We start from the raw sequence: 20,560 nt of genomic DNA on the forward strand, positions 1-20,560 counted from the left end.
ACGGCTTATTGGATTACCTGTAATTGCCTGTGTAAAGCTTGTTAGTTACTGAAATATCATTATGCTTAAGCCGCCACAATGCAGAACAACGGCGATGGGCATTATGCCCTATACAGATATCGAGAAGGCCATTGAATTTGCCCTGAGTCTGGATATTCCATTCTGGCCCCAGCTTCCCAGGGTAAGCTTCTATGAGGATATGTATGCCCAGGCATCAGAGAATTTCCCCGGTATAGTGGTAGATACTGAAAATAAGAGGCTTAACTTTAGTACGGTCAGGTTTGAACAGGAACTGGGGGGTTATTTTGAAAAAATGGACGATACCGAAACCTTTGCCCTGAGCGAGAAGTATTCGGTGGTTTATCACAAATTTCTGGCGAGGGAGACGGGAGGATGCTATGCCATCAGGGGGCAGATCACCGGGCCAGTGAGTTTTGGCTTCAATGTGATTGATGAGAATCGGAAGCCTATCATCTATAATGATGAGGTAAGGGCTGTTCTATTTGACTTCATCCAGAAAAAGGTAAATGTCCAGTACCATGAGCTCAGAGAAAGGAATCCAGATGCCTTTGTCTGGGTGGATGAGCCAGGACTAGGCTACGTGTTTAGTGGTTACTCCGGTTACAACGACCGCCAGGCTCAGAAAGACTATCTGGGCTTTCTTCAGGGATTAGAAGGTCCTAAGGGTCTCCATCTTTGCGCTAATGTGAACTTGCCTTACCTGCTGAAATTAGGGATTGAGATCCTCTCCTTTGATGCCTATCAAATTGAATTCATGCCCAGGGAATATGCCGGTGCAGTGGCTGAATTTCTGAGAGGCGATGGTGTTATATGCTGGGGTATCATCCCCACTGAATCAGCGATTCTCGCCAGAGAAACACCAGAGACATTAGCTGATCGGTTAATAGATTATTGGGAAGTCGCTGCCCAGTATACGAATTTGACAGTTGAGGAGATTGCTGAACGGGCATTGGTGGCGCCAGCGAGGTGTTGTCTTAGGGATATTAGCGAGGAGGGCGATGAGATAACCGCACAAATCCAGGAAAAATGTCAGTTTCCCACTATTGAGGAATGTATTGTGGAAAGGGCGTTTACCTTCCTCCCGGAACTCTCCTGGATACTAAGGGAGAAGTACCACCTTTATAGCTAATATCGCAAACTATTTGCGACCTTCAGGGAAAAGAAGGTCTTATAAATGATGAATCAAGACGAAAAGAGAGGCCAGAGGGGAGATTCTTTCCTCTCGGAAGTAGTTAATGCGAGCGGTGAGACAATAGATAGCTGTTATCAGTGTCAGAAGTGTTCCGCAGGGTGTCCGGTTGCCTATGCGATGGGTATCCTTCCCCATCAGATCCTCCGCCACATACAGTACGGCCATCGGGAGAAGGTTCTCTCTTCGAGGACCATCTGGATTTGCGCCTCATGTTATACCTGTGGCGTTCGCTGTCCCAATAACATCAGTATTGCCAGAGTCATGGATACCTTAAGGCACTTGGCGATTCATGCGGGGGTCAAGTTAGGGGAAGAGGACGTTCCCATTTTCCACTCCGTCTTTTTGGATGCCATCAAAAAAGGGGGAAGGGTTTACGAGCTTGGCCTCATCTTCCAGTTTAAGTCTAAGACCCGGGACTTTCTCAAAGACACCGAGTTGGGATGGAAGATGTTCCGCCGGGGAAAGATTAGGCTCCTCCCCCCCCCCTTCAGTTCTAAAAAAGAGATCAGGGAGATCTTCAACGTTTATGAGAAAGGAAAGAGAGGTTGAAAGAAGTTTCTTATTACCCTGGATGTTCCCTCCACGGGACGGCAAGGGAGTATGACGAGTCATGCCGGGGCGTCTCAGATATCCTCGGTATCAAGCTTTCTGAGCTTGAGGACTGGAACTGCTGCGGTGCAAGTTCCGCCCACTGTACGGATGAGCGGTTGTCCATCGCGCTTGCCGGCCGGAATCTTGACATTGCCAACAAATCCGCCAGGGAACTGCTTGTCCCCTGTGTAGCCTGTTTTAGCCGGCTTAAGGCAGCGGAAAAGGAAATAGGGGAGGGAGGTGTTCCCATCCGGTATGCCCTTGAATTCTTTTCCGACGAGCCGGTCTTAGAGGAGATGAAGAAGAGGCTGGTCAGACCCCTTTCCGGGCTTAAGGTCGTCTGTTATTACGGGTGTCTTGCCGTTCGCCCCCCGCAGCTTACGGGAGTGAAAGAACATGAAAACCCTCAGCATATGGACAGGGTGGTGGAAGCGATTGACGCCGAGCCGATACCTTGGTCGTATAAAACTGACTGTTGTGGATCCTCCCTGATGCTGGCGCGGACAGATATTGTAAAAAAATTGACTGGACGCCTCCTCTCTATGGCCAGAGAGGCAGAGGCAGATTGCATCGTTGTAGGTTGTCCTATCTGTCAGGCCAATCTCGATACCCGCCAGGAGGAGCTGGAAAAGGAGGCAGGAGAAAACTTTAACCTCCCTATCCTCTATTTTACAGAGTTAATGGGATTGGCACTCGGCCATAAAGATGTAAAAAAATGGTTGGGCCGGCATATTGTTGACCCCACCAAAATGCTGAGTAAAAAGGGATTGATTTAAAGCTTATTCATGCAGAGAAATTCTAAATACGAAATACTAAATCCTAAACAAGCACAAATGTTCAAAATACAAATGACTCAAACAAAAAAGTTTAAAATTTTGATATTTGAATTTGTTTAGAATTTTATCCATTGTGAGGGATATATGACCGATAAAATAGGGGCCGTCATGGTTGTAGGAGGCGGGATCGCGGGAATCCAGGCTTCCCTTGACCTGGCCGAATCCGGTTACTATGTTTACCTGGTGGAGTCCTCGCCGGCGATTGGCGGCGTCATGGCCCAACTGGACAAGACCTTTCCCACCAACGATTGTGCCATGTGTATCGTCTCCCCCAAACTGGTCGAGGCAGGTCGTCACCTGAATATAGAGGTCCTCACCTACTCTGAGGTAGTAAAGGTAGAGGGGGAGCCCGGAAACTTCAGAGTTACCGTAAGGAAGAAGCCCCGTTACATTGATATTTCCAAATGCACAGGTTGTGGGGCGTGTATTGAGGCCTGTATCATGAAAAAGGGTGTGCCTTCTGAATTTGAAGAAGGTTTGGCCAGGCGAAAGCCCATCTATATCCTCTTTCCCCAGGCCGTCCCGTTGAAGGCAGTTATAGACGAAAAGAGTTGCCTCTTTTTAAGCAGAGGAAAATGTCAGAAGAAATGTGTGGAAGCCTGTCAGGCAGGGGCCATTGATCTTGACCAGCAGGAAGAAATGGTCGTCATGGAAGTGGGCTCCATCATCCTGAGCCCGGGATTTGACGAATTCGATGCGAGACGATTGACCGCCTATGGATATGGCCGTTTTCCCAATGTTATTACCAGCATCCAATTTGAGCGGATCCTCAGTCCCTCCGGTCCATTTCAGGGAACTATCTTAAGACCCTCGGATCAGAAAACCCCGAAGAAGATTGCCTGGATCCAATGCTCTGGCTCCAGAGATATGACCGAGATGGGCGGCAATGAATATTGCAGTTCAATCTGCTGTATGTATGCCATCAAAGAGGCGGTCATCGCGCGTGAACATCAGCCGGATGTGGAACCCACGCTCTTTTATATGGATATCCGCGCCCATGGAAAGGGTTTCGATGCCTATTATGAGAGGGCAAAAGAGGAACATGGGGTCCGGTTTATCCGTTCGATGGTCTCCCGGGTGGCGGAGAGACCAAAGTCAAAAAACCTGATGATCACCTATGTGGATTCCGAAAATCATCTCCAGGAGGAGGAATTCGATCTGGTTGTCCTTTCCGTGGGTCTTACACCCTCAAAGGGTGCAAGAGAGGTTGCTCAGACACTTGGCCTTGAGCTGGATGCCTACGGGTTCTGCAAGACCGGTGGGTTTTCCCCTCTTGATACCAGCCGGTCCGGTATCTATGTGTGCGGTACTTTTCAGGGACCCAAGGATATTCCCGAGACGGTTGCCCAGGCCAGCGCCGCGGTAACAAACGCCTCTGGTCTCCTTGCCGGGGTGCGGGGAACCATGATGAAGAAGAAGGACCTCCCTCCTGAGATTGATGTCCGGGGCGGGGAACCACGGATCGGTGTCTTCGTCTGCCACTGCGGGACCAATATTGGAGGTGTGGTCAATGTTCCCGGGGTGAAGGAGTATGCGCGCAACTTGGAGAATGTGGTTTACACAGATGAGAGTCTTTACGCTTGTTCCCAGGATAGCCAGGAAAAGATTAAAGATGCGATCAGGGAGTACAAACTGAACCGTGTCGTCGTTGCCTCCTGTTCCCCGAGGACACACGAACCTCTGTTCCGTGAGACTGTCCGGGAGGCCGGGCTGAACAAATACCTCTTTGAGATGGCCAACATTCGTGACCAGTGCTCTTGGGTCCACATGCACGAGAAAGAAAAAGCGACCATTAAGGCTAAAGACCTCGTCCGGATGGCCATGGCCAATGCGAGATTGGTTCAGCCTCTCCATGAATCAATCGTGTCGGTCATCCCGAAGGGATTAGTCATCGGAGGAGGGGTAGCGGGGATAACCGCCTCCCTCAAGCTGGCTCAGCAGGGGTATGAGGTCTTTTTGATTGAAAAAGAGGCCGAGCTGGGAGGGAATGCGAGGAACATCCATTATACAATCGAGGGCGAAGACGTCCAGGAATATTTGCAGGATTTGATCGGGCAGGTGACCGCTCATCCTTTAATCGTCGTCATCACCAATGCGCTGGTCGTTGATTTCAGCGGCTCTAGAGGGAACTTTTCCACCGGGATCATGGTGGCGCCGACTATGTACTATCAGAAGATCGAGCATGGGATAACGATCGTGGCCACAGGCGCCGAAGAATGGAAACCCACTGAATATCTCTATGGGGAAGACCCCCGTATTGTTACCCAGTTGGAACTGGAAGGCAGCATTGCCTCCCATCCGGAGGAAACGACACAGTTAAGACAGGTGGTGATGATTCAGTGTGTAGGATCGAGGAATGAAGAACGGCCTTACTGTAGCCGGGTTTGTTGCGCGGAGGCGGTGAAGAATGCCCTCAAATTGAAGGCACTCAGTCCCGGTGCGAAAATCTATATCCTCTATAGAGATATGCGAACCTATGGACTCCTCGAATCTTACTATACGAAGGCCCGTAAGGAAGGGATTATGTTTGTCAAATATGACCCCGGCAATAAACCTGAAGTCAAGAAGGAGGGTAAAAATCTCTTTGTTTCCCTTATGGATGATACCATCGGGGAACGGGTCGCTTTAAAGCCTGACCTTCTGGTTCTGTCTGCCGCTACCATTCCGAGGGGGAATAAGGAATTAGCGAACCTCTTGAAAGTACCCCGCACGGCAGAGGGGTTTTTCTTAGAAGCCCATATGAAGTTGAGACCGGTGGATTTTGCTACCGATGGTCTCTATCTGGCAGGGACGGGACACGGCCCGAAATTGATCAGCGAGAGTATCTCTCAGGCAATGGCCGCCGCGGCCCGGGCCTGTACCATCCTGTCCAAAGAGAAGATACTGGTAGGGGGAGTTGTGGCGGTGGTAGATGGTGAGCGGTGTGCGGCATGTCTGACCTGCGTAAGGGTCTGTCCCTATGAAGTGCCGGTGATCAACGTCCGGGGTGAGGCGGAGATTGATATTGCGAAGTGTAAGGGGTGTGGATCCTGTGCGGCGGAATGTCCAGCTATGGCCATAGAACTGATGCATTTTCGCGAAGCCCAGCTTGAGGCCAAATGCCAGGCACTCATGTCATAAAACATCAGTCATACGTCATACGTCATAAGTCGTAATATAAAAGACATAAGACATAAGACATATGACATATGACGTGTGTCAACAGGTAGGATAAAGAGGTATGGTGGAAAATAACGGTTTTGAGCCGGAGGTTCTCGCTTTTTGTTGTGAGTATTGAGCCTATACCGCAGCGGACCTGGCAGGTTCGATGAGGCTCGATTATCCCAGCAATGTGAAGATTGTGAAGGTCCCCTGTACGGGAAGGGTGGATATCCTGATGATTCTTCGCACCTTTGAGTCTGGGGTGGATGGTGTATTTGTGGCCGGATGTCTCGAAGGAGAATGCCATTTTCTTAAAGGTAATCTAAGGGCGAAGAAGCGTGTTCAGTATGTGAAAGAATTACTGGATGAGTCGGGGATTGGTGGTTCACGGTTAGAGATGTACAACATGTCTGCTGCTGAGGGGCAGCGGTTTGCCGCAGTAGCCAAAGAAATGACGGAGAAGATTCGATCCCTGGGACCGTCTCCCGTAAAAACAGGTAGATAGACTGAAGGCTGAAGACTTTTAGGACACTTCAGCCTTTGGTCTTCAGCCTAAACACCTGAGTAGTTACAGAGTAAAGAATTACAGGACAGGGGGGCTGTAAAGTCTCTATGGCGCTGTAATTATCGGAGGAAGCAATGATTGTAGCAAATCGTAAACCCCTGGAGGAGATTTTAGAGATGGTCAAACCCTATAAGAAGATTCTCCTTCTCGGGTGCAATGAATGTGTGACGGTCTGTGCGGTGGGAGGACAGAGGGAGGTAGGAGTCCTCGCTTCGGAGTTGCGACTCTCCCGAGCAAAGGATGGGGATGAGGTTGAGATAAAGGAACACACCCTGGAACGTCAATGTGATTATGAATACATTGATCAGATCCGCCCCTTTGTGGGAGACTATGAGCTAATCCTCTCCATGGCCTGTGGGGCCGGGGTTCAATATGTGGCAGAGACTTACCGGTCGAAATTGGTGGTGCCGGCGGTCAATACCACCTTCTTAGGGGTGACCCTGGAGCAGGGGGTATGGTCGGAGCGATGCCAGGGCTGTGGGAGCTGCATCCTGGATAAGACGGGTGGAATATGTCCGATTGCCCGTTGTGCGAAGAGCTTGCTTAATGGTCCATGTGGCGGTTCTTCAGGAGGCAAGTGTGAGATTGACAAAGAGGTTGACTGTGGCTGGCAGTTGATCATAGATCGGTTGCAGGAACTCGGCCAGATGGATCGCTATGAAGAGATTATCCCGGTTAAGGATTGGACGACGGCAAGAGATGGGGGACCGAGGAAGAGAGTAAGGGAGGATTTGAGGCTATGACAAACACCAGATCAAACATTGAGCGGATCCTGGATGCAGGAGGATTTGTAGTTACTTCGGAGTGCGGGCCACCGCGAGGTGCCGATGCGGAAGTAGTGCGTAAAAAGGGAGAGCTGCTCAAGGGAGTGGTGGATGCGGTCAATGTAACGGATAATCAGACCTCGGTAGTAAGAATGTCCTCTCTTTCCTCCTGTGTGATCTTGAAGGAGATGGGGTTTGATCCGATCCTCCAGGTGGTCTGCCGGGACCGGAATCGAATTGCTCTCCAGAGTGACATTCTTGGCGCAGCGGCGCTTTCGATCAACAACATCCTCTGTCTTTCCGGTGATCATCAGAAGTTCGGAGATCATCCGAAGGCGAAGAATGTATTTGACATAGATTCGATCCAGTTGATTCAGGCAGTGAGAACAATGAGGGATGAGGGAAGATTTATTGGTGGAGAGGAGATCAAGGGAAAACCGATGCTCTTCATCGGGGCGGCGGAGAATCCCTTTGCAGATCCCTTTGAGATACGGGCGCCCCGGTTGGGAAAGAAGGTAAAGGCCGGCTGTGAATTTATCCAGACACAGTGTATCTATAACCTGGAGCGGTTTGAACGCTGGATGGTGATGGTGAGAGACCGGGGGTTGCATGAGAAATGTGCAATCCTGGCAGGGGTGACGCCATTTAAATCGGTAGGGATGGCACGGTACATGAAAAATCAGGTGCCGGGAATGGATGTGCCGGATGAGATGATTGAGAGGATGAAAGGGGTGCCGAAGGAGCAGCAGGCAGAGGAGGGGATAAATATCTGCGTGGAGACGATCCAGAGGTTAAAAGAGATCCCCGGCGTCCGGGGGATACACATTATGGCCATTGAGTGGGAGGAGAAGGTGTCGGAGATTGCCGAAGCGGCAGGTCTTCTGCCCAGGCCGCAATTACCGTGAATTGTAGCGAGTAGTTACGGTTATTGTAAAGTTGGGCAAGAGGGTAGACAATCATGAGACAAAGCCTTAGTTGTGAAGCACTGAAACGAAAGGTAACCGATCTGGAGAAGAGGTTAAAAGAGTCTGAACAAAAGGTAATCCAGCAAGACATCCATGAGGCGACTAAACGCTTTGAGAAGATCGCGGAGATGGGTGATGATGGCATTATCGTCTTCGATGAGGCGTACCGGATCGAGTTCGCCAATACCGTTGCCTCTGAACTGACCGGATACCCAAAAGAGAAATTGATAGGAAAGGATTTTCGTTGTCTCCTGATTGAGGGGGATATCGGTTATCTTGCCCAAATGCATTCAGGATTGGGAGCGGATGAAAGTAAACGGCTCTGTACAGGGATGGAGATCATAACGAGCAGTGGTACAAAAAGGGATGCAGAGGTCTGCATTACCATTGAGAAGTTGGAGCAGGGGGGGGTAAGGACCTATGCCTATCTCCGGGATATTACGGAGAGAAAAAAGTACGAAAGGGATTTAAAGGAATCGGAGGAGAAATACCGTAACCTCTTCGAAAGGGTGCGGCATGGCCTCTATATCAGTACCAATGAGGGACGTTTTCTCGACTGCAATCAGGCTTTGCTTGAGATGTTGGGATACCAGGATAAAAATGAATTTTTGCAGATTGATATCGCCAAGGATCTCTATATGAGGCCGGAAGATCGCACGGCCTTTCAGGGTTTGATTGAAAAACAGGAATTCGTTAAAGAGCTTGAATTGGAGTTTAAGAAAAAGAATGGCGAGAAGATCACGGTTTTAGTTACTGCCCATGCAAAAAGGGATGAAAAGGGAACGATCATAGGGTATGAAGGGATCATGAACGATGTTTCCGAAAGAAAGAGGATGGAAAGAGAACTGAGAGAGGCGAACGAATTCTTAACAAATCTGATTGAGAGTTCGGTTGACGCGATCTTTGTAACTGATATGAAGGGTAATATCCTCATCTTTAACAGGGGAGCGGAAAACATCCTGGGCTATACGGCAGGGGAGGTGGTGGGAAAGATGAATATCAGCAACATCTATCCACCTGGCGTAGCCAGGGAAGTGATGAAGAAACTGAAAATGCCTGATTTTGGAGGGGTGGGAAAGTTGACTTCCTTTCCTATTACACAACGGAGAAAGGATGGAGAACTGATCGAGGGAGACCTTTCGGCGTCTATCATCTACAATGGGGGGGGAAAAGAGGTTGCCAGTGTGGGTATCTTTAAGGACTTGAGAGAGAGATTGAGGATAGAGAGAGAACTCCAGAAGACGCAGCAGGCCCTTCTCCAGTCGGAAAAGCTGGCGGCTATGGGCAGACTTACTTCCCAGGTCGCCCATGAGTTGAACAACCCCATCTACGGTATTATGAACACACTGGAACTCCTCAAAACTGAAATTCCCCCGCAGAGTAAACGGAGAAGGATTTTGGAATTATCCCTCTCGGAAACTCAGAGGCTCTCGGAGATGCTCCGGAACATGCTCAGTTTCTCAAAGCCTGAAGAGGAAAAGAGGACGCCCATCAGGATTAATGAGCTGATTGAGGAGATTCTCTCGGTGATGGAGAAGCAGATGAGGGAATCGAATATCAAGGTGGAGACATACTTGGATAGTAAAATCCCGGAGGTGATGGCCTCTACAAATCAGATGAGGCAGGTAATGCTGAACATTATTAAAAATGCCATGGAGGCTATGCCCAAGGGAGGGACCCTCACCGTCAGGACGGCAAGGGAGAAAAAGAATGTCCTGATTCATATTCAGGATACAGGAATAGGAATTCCGGAAGAGATCAGGGACAAAATCTTTGAGGCCTTTTTTACCACAAAACAGAAGGTAAAGGGGGTAGGCTTAGGACTTTCAGTTTGCTATGGAATTATCAAAGGTCATGGTGGCGAGATCAGGGTAGACGGTGAGGAGGGGAAGGGAACTACCTTTACTATCGGTTTACCTATTTGAAGGGACCCCCCAATTTTTCTTGACAAGTTATAAATTCTATATTATCAGGAAAGTTAGTAAATTTGATAATATTTCTAAAAAGGATAAAATCATGGAAATTCTGACTGTTTCTCAGGCAGGCAAGTATTGTAATGTTTCGTCCAAAACGATCATCAATTGGATTGATGCAGGCTACATCAAGGCTTATAAGACTGTGGGGGGGCATCGGAGGATTAAAAAAGAGGATCTGGATAAGTTTCTCCAGGAGAGGGGAATGCCTCTGCCCGAAGAACCAGGGGGAGAGGAAAGAAAGAAAATCCTTGTTGTGGACGATGACAGGATCATTGTGGAGACGATTGTGCAGGCCCTCGAAGAGGATGAGTACGGATATGAGATGATCTCCGCGTCAGATGGTTTTGAGGCGGGCCTCCAGGTAAGCCATTTCAAACCCCATCTCTTAATCCTGGATATCATGATGCCTGACATCAACGGATATGAGGTCTGTCAGAAGATCAAGTCCAATCCTGAAACAAGGGATACAAAGATCGTCGTTCTCTCGGCCTATCTTGATGATGAAGCCTTTAAACAGATGAAGGAGTATGGAGCGGATGCCTGTTTTTCCAAACCCCTTCCCCTGGAACAATTGAAATTCGAGGTGGCCAAACTTTTGGGCTTAAAGAAGTGAAGGGTAAGGAGGAGAGATTTATGAAGTTGGAAGAAAATTTAAAGAGCAAAAAATTTGTGGTGACCTCAGAAGTTCAGCCACCTATCGGTACAGATGTCCAGGAACTCGCGCAAAGTGTGGAGCGGATCCGGGGAAGGGTGGATGCCCTGACCGTTCCTGAACTGAAGATCGAGGGATTGGTTACGGATATAATGGGAACCTGTCGGGTGTTGAAGGAACAAAAATTTGAGCCTATCCTCCAGACCACCTGTCGGGAGAAGAATCGGCTTGACCTTCAGGATCACCTCCTCCACGCCTCCGAGGCAGGAATCGAAAATATTCTTACCTTTACGGAAGATTACCGCATTACCGGGGATAGCCTCCAGGAGATAATGTTTTTTCACGTTGATTCGGGGAAGCTCTTCTCCGTGCTCGAGGGTCTCCGTGAGGGTCATGACATTTCGGGGAGAGAGATACCTGTTAAAAGTAGGTTCTGTGTGGGTGCGGGGATTGATGCCAGTTGTGGTAAGAAGGTGCCCGACCTGGAATTGAAAGAAATGGAGGAAATGGCCAGTTTAGGGACCAAGTATTTTCTTACCACACCGGTTTTCGATCTCGATTCCTTCAACCAATTCATGAAACGGGTGGAACCGATGCGGATCCCGGTGATCGCAGAGGTGATTCTCGTGAGATCAGCGGAGATGTGTCTCTTCCTCAACAAACATGTCAAGATGGGACTGGTGCCCAACTTCGTCATCGAAAAGCTGGCCAGGGCACCGGATAAGGAGAAAGCCAGCATTGAAATTGTCAGCGATCTGGTGAAGGGGCTCAGGCACCTCTGCCAGGGAGTCCATTTCATTCCTATCGGGGCAGAGGACCGTATTTCCAAATACCTCGAGGCGGCAAAACTTTAAGCTATAAACTTAGTGACAAGATTTATCATGGGTAGGGGAATTCTGGCACTTCAGCCAGAGTTGGAATAAACGCACCGAGGTGCAACTATCCCCCCATTTTGGGGAGGAGAATTGCACCTGAGTGCAATTGGGAACGAGTTAAGCGGCATATGCCAAAATACAATTGAGGCCTATTAAATATGATAAAAACTCATAAGCCGACATTGCAGGCAAGGGAAAAGGAGATTGCAAATATAAATAGAACCGTCCCGTTTCCAGAACACTCTCGTCTGTTGAGAAGACATGGAACTTACGAAACGCTCTATTAGGGGGTCAGGGTCAGGAATCAGCCAAGAGGATGGTCTTGTCTGTCCCGGCTGTGGTGATAGGAGTGATAGTAGTCGCAGGCTTGAAACCTGCGAAGTAAACTGCGAAAATAGCCGGCCGTACCATGAGCCTCAGAGCAATGGAACTGTAAGGAGGAACTTTGGATACCATCACCCTGACGATAAACGGAACCACGGTAAGTGGAAAGACAGGGATGACCATCCTTGCCCTGGCACGGGAGATGGGTATTTCTATCCCTACCCTTTGTCATGACCCGCACCTGAAAGATATCGGAGCCTGCCGGATATGTCTCGTGGAAGAGGAAAACCGGAAGGCTCTTCTTCCTGCCTGCGTCACTGCCATCCAGCCCGGTATGATCATTAAAACCGATTCAGCCCCGGTCCTGGAATGCCGGCGCATAGTGGTGAAGCTGCTTTTAGCATCACATCCTGAATCCTGTCTGGTCTGTGATAAAGGAAACCGGTGTCAGCTCCGTCAGATTGCCAGCGATCTGGGAGTAGGCCTGATAGATATGGATCCCATGCCCCAGTATTTCCCCTCGGAGGACAGAAATCCTTTCTTCAAGCGGGACATGAGTAAGTGTATCCTCTGTGCCAAATGTATTCGGGGGGATCAGGACCTGGTGGTGGAAGGGGTTCTCGATTATCTGAACCGGGGTTTCGAAGCCCGGCCCAGTACCCTCTTCAATCAACCCCTTGAGAAATCCAATTGTACCTTTTGTGGGACCTGTATTTCACTATGCCCCACAGGGGCTCTCACAGAGGTGGGGCTGCCCTGGCCGGGAACGGGGAGGGAGGTGAGCCAGACCGTTTGTCCTCTCTGTGCCTGCGGTTGTTCTGTCGCGCTGGAATCTATGGATGGGCGCCTGATCCGGGTGAGACCCCACGGAGAGGGTTCCAGTAACGGTGTAACTCTCTGTGTTAAGGGACACTTCGGATTGGATTTCATCCATAGTCCGGACCGGTTGCGTACCCCCCTGTTACGTGAGGAAGGGGGCTGGAAGGAGGCATCCTGGAAAGAGGCTTTGGAACTTGTGGCGTCCTCCTTGAAAGCGATAAAGGACAAGAAGAAGGGGGAGGCGATCGGATTTTTGGGTTCCTCCCGCCTGACCAACGAGGAGAACTACCTCTTCCAGAAACTCGCCCGATCCGTCTTCGGGTCTCCCCATGTGGATAATGGAAGTCGTCTCTATGCTGCACCGGCCTTTAAGGTACTACTCGATGCCATGGGCCGACCGGGGATGCTCAAATCCTTTAGTGAACTGGGAAAGGCGGATCTCTTTCTCGTGATCGGGGCCAATCCGGCGGAGACAGCCCCCGTCCTGAGCTATTACCTTAAACGCGCCATCCGTGATTCAGGGGCCCGCCTGATTCTCATTGACCCCCGGAAGACCCCCTTGAGCCGTTTTGCCACCTTGCACCTGAGACCGGCCCTGGGAGGTGATCTGAGCCTCATCCACGGTATTACCCGGATCATGCTCCAGAATGGTTTCTGGAATAAGGAATTTGTCCATGCCCATACCGACGGGTTTCGAGAGTGGGAAGAAAACTTTACAAGGGGAAACCTGAAATTACTGACCAGACAGGCCGGTGTCGGTGATGAGAAACTACACGAGGCTGCCAGGCTTCTCGGTGAGGCCGCAAAAGTCCTCTGCATCTTTGGAGATGGGGTTACCCAGCAGCCGGAGGGAGTGGCCTTGGTGAGGGCTTTGTCTAATTTGATGATCCTGAAAGGAGAATCAGAAGAATGGGACGTCGGTATCCTTCCCCTCCTCAAGGAGAACAATACCCTTGGGGCCTGGGGTATGGGATTAGTTCCTGAATTCCTGCCCGGTTTTGTGCCCTCGGGGGCGAACGCCAACCAGGTACCGGAGAAGGAAAGGCTGACGGCGCTTGAGATGATCCAGGCCGCTGACAAGGGGAAACTTAATGCCCTCTATATCGTGGGTGAAAATCCTCTGATTTCCTTTCCCGATCGCGCCTGGGTGGAGAGGGCTCTGGCCAGGATTCCCTTTCTTGTGGTACAGGATCTCTATCTCACCGAGACGGCAAACATGGCCCGGGTGGTTTTACCGGCGGCATCTTTTGCCGAGAAGGAGGGAACGGTGATCAATCTTGAAGGCAGAATCCAGAAGATCAACAAGGTCTTCCCACCCCTGGGGAATAGTCTTCCCGATGGCCTGATCTTCCGGCGTCTGGGGGAAAAACTGGGCCAGAGGATTGCCCCGGAGGAGCCGACGGAACTCTGGGAGGAAATCGGAAAGAAGGCGCCTCTCTATGGGGGCATCCCCACGCATCTCCTTGTAAGAGGGGAGGGCCGGCTTTCCCCTGGGCAGGTGCGACCGAGATTTCTCCTTTCTGGGACAGATACACCTCAGAAATTTTTAGAAAAAGAAGAGGATTTCCCCTTTTACTTTATGACAGGGGCGGTCAGGCACCACCTCGGGTGGGGGACCCGTACCTCCCGCTCTTCACGCCTGAAAAAATTGGCACCCGATCCTTGCGTAGCCATCTCGCCGGAGGAGGGGGCGGCCCTGGGTCTTGCGGAAGGGGATGAGATACGGATAATTTCGCGGAAGGGGGAGATACAGAGCAGGATTCGCTTTGATCCTGATCTTCCCCGGGGGCTGATCTTTGCTTCCCATGGCTATCCCAGCAGGGGGGAGAACCGTCTCCTCGATCACCTCTGGGATGAGGAGACCAAATCACAACTTCAGAAAGGTTGTGCCGTCAGAATTGAGAGGATTGACGATGAACCAGACAGAGATGACGCTGCCTAAGCTCAATGAGATTCTGAACCCTTACCGGGGTGATCCCGAGGCCCTCATCCCGGTTCTCCAGGAGGTGCAGGAGGTCTTTGGTTATATTCCTCCAGAGACCTTTCCTCACATTGCCGGGGTCTTAAAGGTTTTTCCCTCTCAAGTGCAGGGTGTCATCACCTTTTACTCCCAGTTTTATACGTATCCGAGGGGGAGAAACGTGGTCAGGGTCTGTCGGGGTACTGCCTGTCATGTGCGCGGGGGGAGAGGGGTTTTGCGGGTGGTGCAGCGGGAACTTAATCTCGAAGATGGAGAAACTACCCCGGATTCTCATTTTACCCTGGAAACGGTGGCCTGTCTCGGTGCCTGTGCCCTGGCACCGGTAATGGTGGTTAATCGCACTTACTATGGGAAGATGAATCCGAGGAAGATAGAGACAGTTTTGCATTCTTATAGATAGCCAAAGATTTGGCTGCATTTATTCCTGTTTTTAGGGTGAAAGAGGTCTGCATGGAAAGATTGAGGAATGTAGAAGATTTACTCCACTTCCGACAGAAGTTGATACAAGAGAGGGATCCTGCCAAGCCCTGCGTGACGATCTGTGGAGGTACAGGATGCAGTGCCTGGGGCTCCGAGGAGGTACGTAAGGCATTTACGGAGGAGATAGAAAGACAGGGTCTTAAAGGTAAGATTGATGTCAAAAAGACAGGGTGTCATGGATTCTGTGAACGTGGTCCTGTGACGGTGATCCTGCCGGAGGAGATCTTCTATCAGCAGTTGACTAAGGAAGATGTCCCGGAGGTGGTCCGCGAGACCCTTATCCAGAAAAATGTCATCGGGAGATTACTTTACACCCATCCGGTGACGGGGAAGAAATTCATCTACGATCATGAGATCCCCTTCTATGATAAACAAAAGAGAATTGTTTTCAGTGATAATGGACGGATTGACCCCACAGAGATAGGGGATTATATCGCCCGCGGAGGGTATGCAGCTCTGGGTAAGGCCCTGACCTCCATGATCCCTGAAGAGGTGATTGACTGGGTGGAAAAATCGGGTCTCCGTGGCCGGGGGGGGGCCGGCTTCCCTACCGGTACTAAATGGCGCATTACCCGGCAAAATCCCGGAAAGGCAAAGTATCTGATCTGCAACGCCGACGAAGGAGATCCGGGGGCCTTCATGGACCGCAGTGTGCTGGAAGGAAATCCTCATCTCGTCCTGGAAGGGATGCTCATCGCCGCCTATGCCATGGGGAGCACAGAGGGGTACATCTATGTGCGGGCAGAATACCCTCTCGCCACCAGGCACCTGAAGATCGCCCTGGGGCAGGCGAAAGAGCTTGGCCTTCTCGGGTCCAGGATCTTAGGAACGGATTTTTCCTTTCAAATTAAGATCAAAGAGGGGGCCGGGGCCTTCGTCTGCGGGGAGGAAACGGCCCTCATCACCTCGGTGGAGGGAAAAAGGGGGATGCCCCGTATCCGTCCCCCCTTCCCGGCCCAGGCTGGCCTGAGGGGGCAGCCCACCTGCATCAATAATGTGGAGACCTTTGCCAATGTACGGTCCATCATCCTGAAAGGCTGGGAATGGTATGCAAATATCGGGACAGAGAAGAGTAAGGGGACAAAGATCTTTTCCCTCACCGGCCGGATCAATAACACCGGCCTGGTGGAGGTTCCCATGGGTACTACCTTCAGGGAGGTTATCTTCGATATCGGGGGGGGTATCCCGAAGGGCCGCAACTTCAAGGCCGCCCAGATGGGGGGGCCTTCAGGGGGGTGTATCCCGGCCCGTTTTCTCGACCTGCCTATTGATTATGACTCTCTGCGGGAGGTAGGCTCGATGATGGGATCGGGGGGGCTTATCGTCATGGATGAGAATACCTGCATGGTGGACCTCGCCCGCTTTTTTCTCACCTTTACCCAGGATGAGTCCTGTGGCAAATGCACTCCCTGTCGCCTCGGAACCCTCCAGATGCTCAAGATCCTCACCCGCATTACCAGGGGAGAGGGGAGAGAAGGGGATCTTGAACGTCTGAGGAATATCGGCGAAAACGTGAAAAAGAGTTCTCTATGTGGCCTGGGGCAGACCTGTCCCAATCCCGTACTCTCTACCCTGACCTATTTTAGGGAAGAGTATGAGACCCATATCAAAGAGCATAAGTGTCCGGCAGCGGTCTGTGATGCCATGGTTATCTCGGCCTGTCAGCATACCTGTCCGGCCGGGATTGATGTTCCTTCTTATGTGGCCCTGATCGCCCAGGAGAGATACGCTGAAGCCACGGAACTGATACGGGAGAGGAACCCCTTCCCCGCTATCTGTGGACGGATTTGCAGCCATCCCTGTGAGTTCAAGTGCCGGAGGGGAGAGCTGGATGCTCCGGTGGCCATCAAGTCTTTAAAACGCTTTGCCGCCGATTGGTACTTTGAGAATGTCGGGGAACCACCTCCTCCCTTTCCCGTGACCAGGAAAGAGCGGGTGGCCGTTGTAGGGGCCGGGCCGGCAGGGCTTTCCTGTGCCTATTTTCTTGTTAGGATGGGATACCGCCCCACAGTTTTCGAGGCCCTGCCAGTAGCAGGGGGAATGTTAGGGGTGGCCATCCCGGATTTCCGACTTCCCAAGGAAGTCATGGAAAGAGAGATCGCCCATATTCAGGCCAGGGGGGTGGAGATCCGCTACAGTACCCCCATCAATGTGAACTATACGGTGGACGACCTCAAGAAAGAGGGCTACACTGCGGTCTTTATCGCTGCCGGGGCGCAGCGGAGCAGTCAGTTAGGGATACCAGGAGAGGTAGAGGGTCTGGAGGGATTGCTCTACGGCCTGAGATTTCTCGTGGATGTCAAGGTAGGGAAGCCTGTCTCTGTGGGGAAACGGGTAGGGGTCATTGGCGGTGGAAACGTGGCGATGGATTCCGCCCGTACCGCCCTTCGTCTGGGTGCAGAAGAAGTAAGTGTCTTTTACCGCCGTACACGGGAGGAGATGCCGGTTACAGAAAGTGAATATCAGGAGGCCGTGGAGGAGGGTATTCATTTTCACTTTCTCGTCAGCCCCACCCGTATTGTGAGCGAAGGCTGGAAACTTAAAGGGATAGAGTGTATACGAATGCGTCTGGGGGAGACGGAGGTCTCCGGCCGCCGCCGGCCCGTCCCCATAGAGGGATCAGAATTCTTTGTGGAACTGGACACCCTGATCCCCTCGGTGGGCCAGGCGCCGGACCTGAGTTTCCTCCCCCCGGACAGCAAGTTAGAGCGGGCGCGCTGGGGGACCCTCCAGGTGGACTCAAACACCTTATCTACCAACATTTCCGGGATATTTGCCGGTGGGGACTTTGTTACGGGACCAACTTTTTTGATCTATGCTATTGCGGCTGGGCGGCGGGCTGCCCTGGCCATTGATAAATACCTGAGAAATGACACATCCCGTATTGAGATCAGGGATGAAAAGGTCCATGTGGTTGATGATGTGCGCCTTGCCGCCGGGGAAGAGATGGTGGAGGTCATGCCTCGCCAGAAGGTTCCCGCCCACCGGCCGGAAGAGAGGATTCAAGATTTTCGCGAGATTGAAACAGGTTTTTCCGAGGAACAGGCCAGGGAGGAGGCCACCCGCTGTCTCCGATGCGACCTGGAGAGGTAGGCGGTAGTCGGCGGTTACTGAAAGCGGGTTTAAAGGATTGTAAAAACTAAAGGAGCACTCCATGATTCGGTCCATTACAAGGCAAAAAAGTATGGAGGAGATAGAACGCTTATTGGGGGACTATAGCCGGGTTTTCATTATTGGATGTGGGACCTGTGTGACCCTCTGCTGTACCGGCGGGCTGCCAGAGGTCCTCCAGATGAAAGAAAAATTAGAGGTCGCCAACCGACTGGTGATCGGATACCTGGTACTTCCCGTGGCCTGTGATGAAATCACCCAGGAGGCGCTGGCCGTAAACCAATCAGCTATCTCCGAGGCCCAGGTCCTTCTGATTATGACCTGTGCCTTTGGGGTCCAGACCGTGGCCAGGAGGCTGGAGAGGGCCGTGATACCCGCCCTGGATACCCTTTTTATCGGGAAAGAGCGAGGTCTGGGTGAATTTCATGAGGTCTGTTCCCAATGTGGGATCTGCATCATCGGAGAGACGGGGGGCATTTGCCCGGTTACCACCTGTCACAAGGGTCTCGTCAATGGTCCCTGCGGAGGAACCAGGGAGGGAAAATGTGAGATTGACCCGCAAAAGGATTGCGCCTGGACATTGATTTACCAGCGCCTGGAGAACTTAGGGAAGCTGGACCTCATGCGGAGGTACCAGGGGCCGAGAAATCACCAGGTAGCTCCTCGTCCAGGAGTCTTTTTCGTTCCCCAGGAAGAAAGGAGTATCTAAGCCATGGCCGCAAGCTTTAAAGAAACTTTAGCCTCTGGCAAGTTTATCGTTACCAGTGAGGTTGGTCCGCCCAAGGGAACGAACCTGGAAAAAATGATCCATCATATCGCCCTCCTGAAGGATTGCGTGGCGGCGATAAATCTTACCGACCACCAGAGTTCCGTCATGCGCTATCCCTCTCTGGGAGCAGCACTTCTGGTAAAGGAACAGGGGGGGGAACCTATTCTCCAGATGACCTGCCGGGATCGGAACAGGTTGGCCCTCCAGGCTGATCTTCTCTTTGCCTATAGTCGGGGGATACGCAATGTCCTCTGCCTGACCGGTGATTCCATCGTGGTAGGTGACCATAAGGAGGCGAGAGGGGTTTTTGATCTGGATTCCTCCCAGCTTCTGGCGGCCATCCGCCTACTCGAGAAGGGTAAAGACCTGGGGGGGAATGAACTGGACGGTACGGTATCCTTCTGTGCCGGGGCTATTGTGACCCCGGAGGCCAATCCCCTGGAGCCTCAGTTGATCAAATTTGAAAAGAAGATAGAGGCCGGGGCGGAGTTCATCCAGACCCAGGCCATCTACGACCTGGATAAATTCAGAGATTTTATGTCCTATGCCCGTCAATTTCCCGTGAAGATACTGGCGGGTATTATTCTTCTCACCTCCGCCCCCATGGCCCGCTACATGAATAAAAATGTACCGGGCGTCAGGGTGCCGCAGGAACTGATTGATGAAATGGCCGCCGCCCCCAAGGGAAGTGCCCTGGGCAAGGGGATCGAGATAGCCGGGCGTATGATCCGTGAGATCAAGGAGGAACGGATCTGCGATGGGGTCCATATTATGGCTATCGGGAAAGAGGAGGTAGTACCGGAGATTTTAAAAGAGGCAGGGCTCTGACCCCGGCCAGACCATGGGGGGACATGAATGTATTCCGCCTTAAGGGCAGAGGGGCGCGTGTGATGCACCCCCTAACGCTCACTTCACTGCAAAGGCAACAACTTGCGCTGCGCGCTCAAACATTTGCCTTTGCGGACATTTCGCTTTGCGAAGAATGGTTGCGAAAAAATCTTGCATTAGCTACGTGAATCTTCAATCCAGCTCCGCTGATGCTGCGAATTCGCCCTTTCTGAAGCCAATTTTCAATTTTGCAAAGGTCTTATTCTTGATATTTGAATGAGAGGTTGATTCTTGCCCGGAAATTAGCAACTTTTCCGCCCTCGATGGTCACGTCGAGTTTAACAACTTCAGCGATCCGCAGGTCGGTGAGGGTCTTTCCTGCAGTTTCCACGGCATTTTTCGCCGCATCTTCCCACGAATTTTTACTTGTTCCCACGATCTCAATAACCTTGTAAGTGCTTTCAGTCATGATCTCTCTCCTTTCTTAACGGTTAAGGTTACCAGGTTAGATTTATCCTTAAACTTACTTTTTCCACCATTAGCAATTTATCGCTTCTTAAAGTCTAAAATTAAACTATGATAAAAAGCGAGCTATGTCAACAAAAATGTAAAGCGTTGTTAGTAACACGTGATATGTCCGGTTTGTAGCACACAATCTGTCCGGTTTGTT

The 20,560-nt window shown here is 51.2% G+C and carries 16 protein-coding genes; 15 read left to right on the forward strand and 1 reads right to left on the reverse strand.

Annotation, left to right across the window (positions count from 1 at the left end; translation table 11 throughout):
* Positions 1-61: 61 nt before the first annotated feature.
* The 15 genes from QMD03_00445 (at position 62) to QMD03_00515 (ending at position 19,890) form a co-directional block, all read left to right on the forward strand.
* Positions 62-1,150: a hypothetical protein gene (locus QMD03_00445; protein MDI6775705.1), complete on the forward strand. Its 1,089-nt coding sequence runs from the start codon at positions 62-64 to the stop codon at positions 1,148-1,150.
* Positions 1,151-1,195: 45 nt separating this feature from the next.
* Positions 1,196-1,762, forward strand: coding sequence for a 4Fe-4S dicluster domain-containing protein (locus tag QMD03_00450; GenBank protein MDI6775706.1), 567 nt, complete (start codon positions 1,196-1,198; stop codon positions 1,760-1,762).
* Positions 1,759-2,580 (forward strand): CoB--CoM heterodisulfide reductase iron-sulfur subunit B family protein, encoded by an 822-nt coding sequence (locus tag QMD03_00455; GenBank protein ID MDI6775707.1) that lies wholly within the window; start codon positions 1,759-1,761, stop codon positions 2,578-2,580. Before QMD03_00450 ends, QMD03_00455 begins: the two co-directional genes overlap by 4 nt.
* A gap of 144 nt (positions 2,581-2,724) precedes the next feature.
* On the forward strand, positions 2,725-5,760 hold the full coding sequence (locus QMD03_00460; protein ID MDI6775708.1) for a CoB--CoM heterodisulfide reductase iron-sulfur subunit A family protein: 3,036 nt from the start codon (positions 2,725-2,727) through the stop codon (positions 5,758-5,760).
* 100 nt (positions 5,761-5,860) lie between these two features.
* Positions 5,861-6,286, forward strand: a complete 426-nt coding sequence (locus QMD03_00465) for a hydrogenase iron-sulfur subunit (GenBank protein MDI6775709.1) — start codon at positions 5,861-5,863, stop codon at positions 6,284-6,286.
* Between the two features lie 134 nt (positions 6,287-6,420).
* Positions 6,421-7,089, forward strand: coding sequence for a methylenetetrahydrofolate reductase C-terminal domain-containing protein (locus tag QMD03_00470; protein MDI6775710.1), 669 nt, complete (start codon positions 6,421-6,423; stop codon positions 7,087-7,089).
* A complete protein-coding gene (locus QMD03_00475) occupies positions 7,086-8,015 on the forward strand; it encodes a methylenetetrahydrofolate reductase (protein MDI6775711.1) in 930 nt (309 codons plus the stop codon). Before QMD03_00470 ends, QMD03_00475 begins: the two co-directional genes overlap by 4 nt.
* A 53-nt stretch (positions 8,016-8,068) precedes the next feature.
* Entirely contained in the window at positions 8,069-10,000 is a 1,932-nt protein-coding gene (locus QMD03_00480; protein ID MDI6775712.1) for a PAS domain S-box protein, read from the forward strand.
* Positions 10,001-10,091: 91 nt separating this feature from the next.
* On the forward strand, positions 10,092-10,664 hold the full coding sequence (locus tag QMD03_00485) for a response regulator (GenBank protein ID MDI6775713.1): 573 nt from the start codon (positions 10,092-10,094) through the stop codon (positions 10,662-10,664).
* A 20-nt stretch (positions 10,665-10,684) separates the two neighbouring features.
* The gene (locus tag QMD03_00490) at positions 10,685-11,557 is read left to right on the forward strand and encodes a methylenetetrahydrofolate reductase (protein MDI6775714.1); all 873 of its coding nucleotides are present in this window, start codon (positions 10,685-10,687) and stop codon (positions 11,555-11,557) included.
* Between the two features lie 466 nt (positions 11,558-12,023).
* Entirely contained in the window at positions 12,024-14,663 is a 2,640-nt protein-coding gene (locus QMD03_00495; protein ID MDI6775715.1) for a molybdopterin-dependent oxidoreductase, read from the forward strand.
* Complete coding sequence (nuoE, locus tag QMD03_00500; protein ID MDI6775716.1) at positions 14,635-15,102, forward strand: NADH-quinone oxidoreductase subunit NuoE; 468 nt, start codon at positions 14,635-14,637, stop codon at positions 15,100-15,102. Before QMD03_00495 ends, nuoE begins: the two co-directional genes overlap by 29 nt.
* 50 nt (positions 15,103-15,152) lie before the next feature.
* Entirely contained in the window at positions 15,153-18,275 is a 3,123-nt protein-coding gene (gene nuoF / locus QMD03_00505) for an NADH-quinone oxidoreductase subunit NuoF (GenBank protein ID MDI6775717.1), read from the forward strand.
* Positions 18,276-18,336: 61 nt separating this feature from the next.
* Positions 18,337-19,002, forward strand: coding sequence for a methylenetetrahydrofolate reductase C-terminal domain-containing protein (locus tag QMD03_00510; protein MDI6775718.1), 666 nt, complete (start codon positions 18,337-18,339; stop codon positions 19,000-19,002).
* 3 nt (positions 19,003-19,005) lie between these two features.
* Positions 19,006-19,890, forward strand: coding sequence for a methylenetetrahydrofolate reductase (locus tag QMD03_00515; protein ID MDI6775719.1), 885 nt, complete (start codon positions 19,006-19,008; stop codon positions 19,888-19,890).
* A 259-nt stretch (positions 19,891-20,149) separates the two neighbouring features.
* On the opposite strand, the gene QMD03_00520 is transcribed toward QMD03_00515, so the two are convergent.
* Positions 20,150-20,359, reverse strand: coding sequence for a dodecin family protein (locus QMD03_00520; protein MDI6775720.1), 210 nt, complete (start codon positions 20,357-20,359; stop codon positions 20,150-20,152).
* Positions 20,360-20,560 lie beyond the last annotated feature (201 nt).

The sequence above is a fragment of the Syntrophales bacterium genome, from assembly GCA_030018935.1.
GTDB lineage: Bacteria > Desulfobacterota > Syntrophia > Syntrophales > CG2-30-49-12 > CG2-30-49-12.

Excerpts from the sequence above, each read along its gene's own strand:
- QMD03_00445 (MDI6775705.1), top strand. The coding sequence starts at position 62 with ATGCTTAAGCCGCCACAATGCAGAACAACGGCGATGGGCATTATGCCC.
- QMD03_00450 (MDI6775706.1), top strand. The coding sequence starts at position 1,196 with ATGATGAATCAAGACGAAAAGAGAGGCCAGAGGGGAGATTCTTTCCTC.
- QMD03_00460 (MDI6775708.1), top strand. The coding sequence starts at position 2,725 with ATGACCGATAAAATAGGGGCCGTCATGGTTGTAGGAGGCGGGATCGCG.
- QMD03_00470 (MDI6775710.1), top strand. The coding sequence starts at position 6,421 with ATGATTGTAGCAAATCGTAAACCCCTGGAGGAGATTTTAGAGATGGTC.
- QMD03_00475 (MDI6775711.1), top strand. The coding sequence starts at position 7,086 with ATGACAAACACCAGATCAAACATTGAGCGGATCCTGGATGCAGGAGGA.
- QMD03_00480 (MDI6775712.1), top strand. The coding sequence starts at position 8,069 with ATGAGACAAAGCCTTAGTTGTGAAGCACTGAAACGAAAGGTAACCGAT.
- QMD03_00485 (MDI6775713.1), top strand. The coding sequence starts at position 10,092 with ATGGAAATTCTGACTGTTTCTCAGGCAGGCAAGTATTGTAATGTTTCG.
- QMD03_00490 (MDI6775714.1), top strand. The coding sequence starts at position 10,685 with ATGAAGTTGGAAGAAAATTTAAAGAGCAAAAAATTTGTGGTGACCTCA.
- nuoE (MDI6775716.1), top strand. The coding sequence starts at position 14,635 with ATGAACCAGACAGAGATGACGCTGCCTAAGCTCAATGAGATTCTGAAC.
- nuoF (MDI6775717.1), top strand. The coding sequence starts at position 15,153 with ATGGAAAGATTGAGGAATGTAGAAGATTTACTCCACTTCCGACAGAAG.
- QMD03_00510 (MDI6775718.1), top strand. The coding sequence starts at position 18,337 with ATGATTCGGTCCATTACAAGGCAAAAAAGTATGGAGGAGATAGAACGC.
- QMD03_00515 (MDI6775719.1), top strand. The coding sequence starts at position 19,006 with ATGGCCGCAAGCTTTAAAGAAACTTTAGCCTCTGGCAAGTTTATCGTT.
- QMD03_00520 (MDI6775720.1), bottom strand. The coding sequence starts at position 20,359 with ATGACTGAAAGCACTTACAAGGTTATTGAGATCGTGGGAACAAGTAAA.